Origin of the sequence: Aneurinibacillus danicus (assembly GCF_007991215.1) — a bacterium.
Taxonomy (GTDB): domain Bacteria; phylum Bacillota; class Bacilli; order Aneurinibacillales; family Aneurinibacillaceae; genus Aneurinibacillus; species Aneurinibacillus danicus.
The window spans coordinates 1-1,423 of record NZ_BJXX01000267.1 but is presented as its reverse complement, the minus strand read 5'-3'; the positions used below and the strand labels follow the sequence as shown (position 1 = coordinate 1,423).

At 42.9% G+C, this 1,423-nt stretch carries 1 protein-coding gene; it reads left to right on the top strand.

Features of this window, described 5'->3' with window-relative positions; genetic code table 11:
• The first annotated feature begins 78 nt into the window (after nucleotides 1-78).
• The gene (locus tag ADA01nite_RS21650; RefSeq protein ID WP_146812492.1) at nucleotides 79-1,281 is read left to right on the top strand and encodes a transposase; all 1,203 of its coding nucleotides are present in this window, start codon (nucleotides 79-81) and stop codon (nucleotides 1,279-1,281) included.
• The last annotated feature ends 142 nt before the right edge of the window (nucleotides 1,282-1,423 follow it).

The window sequence follows — 1,423 nt, the reverse complement described above, 5'->3', positions numbered from 1 at the left end:
ACAAAAAAGGACTTCACCCCAACTTGTAGAAGAATACAGGTGACCAAACCCATTCCACTAAATAGGAGGAAGTCCACTGTGTATATTCTACAAGAAACGCTATTTTCCTTTGAAGAATGGCTAAAACTTGAATCAAAAGAGCGATTAGAGATCTTTTTCTCTTCTTTGGACTTACGTCCATATGCCAAACAATTAAAAAGTCATACCCCACAAGGAGCACCAGGATATTGCCGCGAAGCCATTCTACGCGCTTTTCTGGCTGCACCTATGGAAGGCATTACGACATTTACCATGCTGCATCGTCGCTTACAAACAGACTTGCGCTTTCGCTATCAATGTGGCTTTCGTCTGGACCAGGATGCTCCATCTGTCTCTACAATCAGTCGTGTATTCGCGGATATGGTGGAAAAGCAGATGGCTGAGCAGTTATTTCACGACTTGGTTTCTTCCTGTCAGACCGAAGGTCTGATGACCACCCAGCATCTTGCTATTGATAGCACAGCTATTGAAGCTTATGAACGAAAACAGCCGAAGAAGAAGTCTGAAACCACAGGAAATGCCACGTGGGGTGCCAAGTTCGATACGTATGGCAACAAAATCACCTGGTTTGGCTACAAAATTCATCTTGCTGTTGATACGGAAAGTGAGCTTCCCATTGCTGTAGAAGTTACACCTGCTCATGTAAATGACGGCGACATGGGACCCGCATTGATGAATAAAGCGGCTGAAGTTTCGAATACCGACATCGAATTTATCATGATGGATGCTGGCTATGACCAGCTAAAGAATTATGAAGTTGCTCATGAACTGAACGCACAAGCCATTATTCCGCTTAATTTACGAAATGAAAAAGAGCCACCGACAGGATTTTCCTCTAACGGAACACCACGCTGCTCCATGGGTTTTGACATGGTATATTGGGGAGCAGACAAACGGTACTTAAAGTTTCGCTGTCCTCATGCCGCCCAAAAAGTTGACTGCCCACATGGTTCTGCCTGGTGCTCTTCTTCTGATTACGGAATGGTTGTTAAGGTGAATCCCAATGACGACTTGCGTCGTTTTAGCGTTCCTCATCGGGATACGAAACGTTGGAAAGAACTTTATAACAAGAGAACAAGCATAGAACGCGTTTTTGCCAGACTCAAAGAAAATCTAACGGTAAATCAGCTTCATATCCGTGGTATTCAGAAAGTAAAAACGCAAGTTTTTCTGAACCTCTGTATTTTACTTGCTTCAGCCTTGGCTATGTCTAAAGCGTCTGTACGCCAACATTGTGCATAAAAAGTAGAACGAAAAATTCTGCCCGTATGCCCTTGAACAGATTTTCAATCAGAAGTAACTTTAAAAAATAAAGTAAAACTGACTTTAGCATCGTACTCGCTTTTTCACCTTCGGTGAAAATCGCTATTTTGCAAAACGCTCA